At 54.1% G+C, this 2914-nt stretch carries 4 protein-coding genes; 1 reads left to right on the top strand and 3 read right to left on the bottom strand.

The window, feature by feature from the left end; all coding sequences use genetic code 11:
* Nucleotides 1–274 precede the first annotated feature (274 nt).
* From DW892_RS10240 to DW892_RS10230, 3 genes are read right to left on the bottom strand one after another with little or no spacing between them, the layout of a single operon-like run.
* A complete protein-coding gene (locus DW892_RS10240; RefSeq protein WP_055252675.1) occupies nucleotides 275–1183 on the bottom strand; it encodes a radical SAM mobile pair protein B in 909 nt (302 codons plus the stop codon).
* Entirely contained in the window at nucleotides 1171–1860 is a 690-nt protein-coding gene (locus tag DW892_RS10235) for a radical SAM mobile pair protein A (protein WP_055252677.1), read from the bottom strand. Before DW892_RS10235 ends, DW892_RS10240 begins: the two co-directional genes overlap by 13 nt.
* Nucleotides 1857–2057: a hypothetical protein gene (locus tag DW892_RS10230; RefSeq protein WP_117767358.1), complete on the bottom strand. Its 201-nt coding sequence runs from the start codon at nucleotides 2055–2057 to the stop codon at nucleotides 1857–1859. Before DW892_RS10230 ends, DW892_RS10235 begins: the two co-directional genes overlap by 4 nt.
* A gap of 143 nt (nucleotides 2058–2200) precedes the next feature.
* Between DW892_RS10230 and DW892_RS10225 the strand changes: the two genes are divergently transcribed.
* The gene (locus DW892_RS10225; protein ID WP_117759916.1) at nucleotides 2201–2761 is read left to right on the top strand and encodes a TetR/AcrR family transcriptional regulator; all 561 of its coding nucleotides are present in this window, start codon (nucleotides 2201–2203) and stop codon (nucleotides 2759–2761) included.
* The last annotated feature ends 153 nt before the right edge of the window (nucleotides 2762–2914 follow it).

The raw sequence follows: 2914 nt of genomic DNA, 5'->3' as shown, positions 1-2914 counted from the left end.
CTCGAGGCTGGGGTAGAGGTGGTAGAAGCCGTCGAAAAGGCTCTTGACTACTTTCGATTGATGCTCAGTGCCCATTGTATTCGCTACGATTAAACTCGGCACAGGGGATACTGGTTTTCCGTGCGAAAACGCTCATGCCGCTAAATTGAGCGACCGCCTGTACTGCAGCGGGATCATCCGCCCGAGCGATCCCTTAATCCGTCGCCCGTTGCGCCAATCGGCAGAAGCCACGCGTGGACGCTGATCGCTCGAGCAAATCGTCGTCGGTTTTCGTTTAACGATTTCTTTTTCCGCTATTATCTGACCCTCGGACTTCCTCGTGATAGAAGTAGTCCACGATCACCGGATGCCCCTGGGGGACTCTGCCATAAGGCATTTCGTTGTCCACAAAGGGGCAATCGTACTTCTTGGCCATTTCCTCGGCTTTTACTTCAAGCGCTTCAAAATAGCTACGGTTGCGCTTGTTATAGATCTCATCGTAAAGCGGTACGAGATTGGGATGTTTCTCGGCGATATAATCCAGGATCGCTTTTTTGAAACCACCCCGAAGATTGAGATTTTCGAGCCAAAACAAATCGCACCGATCCTTTACTCGCTCAAAAATCATCTCAAAATCCGTGATGCCGGGAAATACCGGGGACACGAAGCAGACCGTACGGATACCTTCGTCATACACCTGCTTCATAGCAGCGATACGACGCTCGATGCTCGACGCGGAGTCCATATCGTTCTTGAAGTTCTCATCCAGCGTGTTGATCGACCATGAAACGGTCACTCGTCCAAGCCTCTTCAGCAGATCGATATCCCGTACCACAAGATCGGACTTTGTGCAGATCAGAATATCTGCATCGCTGCCAATCAGCTGCTCCAGGAGTTTCCTGGTATTCCCGAATCGCTCCTCCTGTGGATTGTAGCCATCCGTCACAGAACCGATAACCACCCGCTGTCCAGCGTATTTCTTCGGATTCTTGATTTCCGGCCAATGCTTCACATCAAGAAAGGTGCCCCATTCCTCCTTGTGTCCGGTAAAGCGCTTCATAAAGGAGGCATAGCAATACTTGCAGGCATGCGTGCAGCCTACATAGGGATTGACCGAGTAGCCGCCTACCGGCAGGCTGGACTTGGTCATGATGTTCTTTGCTTCCACCTCATTGATGAGGATTCCATCGATCACTTCCGCCATGTTCTCTGCACCTCCAGCACTCTTTCGAATTCTTCCGGCAATTCCTGAATCATGTTTTCGTCCCCTATGACAGAGACGAGGTCTTCCTTCATAAACATTGGAATGCCAAGCGCGTGCGCCTGGTCCGTCAAAGACCATGCCCACTCCGGTTCCGTATGAACCTTCCTGCTCTGCGCCCCGGTCATGGTACCGACGACGATCCAGTTGATTCCGGAAAGGTCGACCGTACCGGGATCGTCGAATAGCGGCTCAAAAGTAACGAAGAAGTGATTTGCTTTGACGTTTTTCCGAAGGGCGTCGATACGCCACAGCTCCGCTTTCCTCGTCACCGTAACGCCGAACCATGCGTTTTCCAGGTCGGTATCTAAATCCAGCAAATCGGGTCTCTTGGTCAGGAACAGGAACTGATGCTGTGGATTCTCATGGATCTTTGCAAATACCTCGTCTCGCCATTCCAGCTTCCACCCGGAGAGATCGCTCATGCCGGTAAGGAGAAAGTTCTGCGGGCGTTTCTTTTCCATCATCTTGAGCTTGCTCGGGAAGAACGCAGGATCAGCGAAGTCGTCAATCATATGCCAACGTTTCACATTGTTACGGGCATAGCAATATGGACACCCCACCGTGCAGCCGATGACGATATTCATATTCTGAATCTGATTTTTGATGCAGATGCTCATAACGCCTGCCTACCTGCCTCTCCCGTAAACACACAATCAGCCTCCCCCACCTTGCGGACAAAAGCCTCGATATCTTGCTTGAAAGCAGCAGGCTCGCAATCGCTCAAATCGTATGACGTGCCGCCGTTTCGATAGACGGCCCGATGGGAAAACGATCGGCTGACAAGCCCGATGCCGAGCTTCTCGCACAGGGTCATCCGTGCTCCCTTTCAGCTATAAAAAACAGGTGTCTATAAACAGTATCCTTGTTGATTTTCGCAGGGGCAATGAACAAACGCGTGCACCTGTCGATAAACGAACAGCTACTGGACATTGTCAAACGACTCAGATTGGAGAGGCGATGGGAGAAACCAAGATCGACCGCCGGCGGCGCTACACCCTCTCGGTCATACAGGAGGCGTTCTTCGCGCTGCTGGCCGAGGTCGGCTTCGCGAAGATGACGGTGGCGGACATCTGCCGCCGCGCCGAGATCAACCGGGGAACGTTCTATCTGCATTGCGAGGATAAGTACGCGCTGCTCGATGCGCTTATCGACGAGGCATTGGCAGCGGCTCCCCCGCTTGAGGGGGTTGAATCGGCAACGCTTTGCCAGCGTCCGCCGGCAGACGACGATTATCGCCTGCTTTATTCGGACAGCGACGCATACGCTCGCGTAGCCCAGCGCGTCATAGAACGCGGAGCGGAGCAGATGGTTCCCTGGGTCATGGAGAAAACAGGGCTTTCACGCGAAGACGCCTTCCTGCTCTTCATCCACAACGTCCAGGGCAATCTGGCCGTCAACCGCCTGCTCGGCTGGAGACGAGGCCCCGAGTTCACCCATGCCCAGGAGCTGCTCAACGCCTATTCCGAAGGGGGCTTACTGGCGGTATCCGCTCTTCGCGATTCCGATAACCCATCGTGACCTGCGATTCAGGAATACCAGCCTCCGAGCCCTCTCGTTCGGAGGCTGCGGCTAAAACCTCATTGCGCGTCTACCGCTCCGCGTTACTCGCCACCTGCCCGCGCCACCGAGAGCAGGGCGCCCAAATCGGCCTGGATCGCCCCTGCCTTGCTT

Origin of the sequence: Collinsella sp. AM40-7AC (genome assembly GCF_003468125.1) — a bacterium.
GTDB lineage: Bacteria > Actinomycetota > Coriobacteriia > Coriobacteriales > Coriobacteriaceae > Collinsella > Collinsella aerofaciens_O.
The sequence above is the reverse complement of the archived record's forward strand: the minus strand, read 5'-3'. Positions and strand labels throughout refer to the sequence as shown.

Bases quoted from the DNA above. Each gene is read 5' to 3' on its own strand.
- DW892_RS10240 (WP_055252675.1), bottom strand. From the start codon at position 1,183: ATGGCGGAAGTGATCGATGGAATCCTCATCAATGAGGTGGAAGCAAAG.
- DW892_RS10235 (WP_055252677.1), bottom strand. From the start codon at position 1,860: ATGAGCATCTGCATCAAAAATCAGATTCAGAATATGAATATCGTCATC.
- DW892_RS10230 (WP_117767358.1), bottom strand. From the start codon at position 2,057: ATGACCCTGTGCGAGAAGCTCGGCATCGGGCTTGTCAGCCGATCGTTT.
- DW892_RS10225 (WP_117759916.1), top strand. From the start codon at position 2,201: ATGGGAGAAACCAAGATCGACCGCCGGCGGCGCTACACCCTCTCGGTC.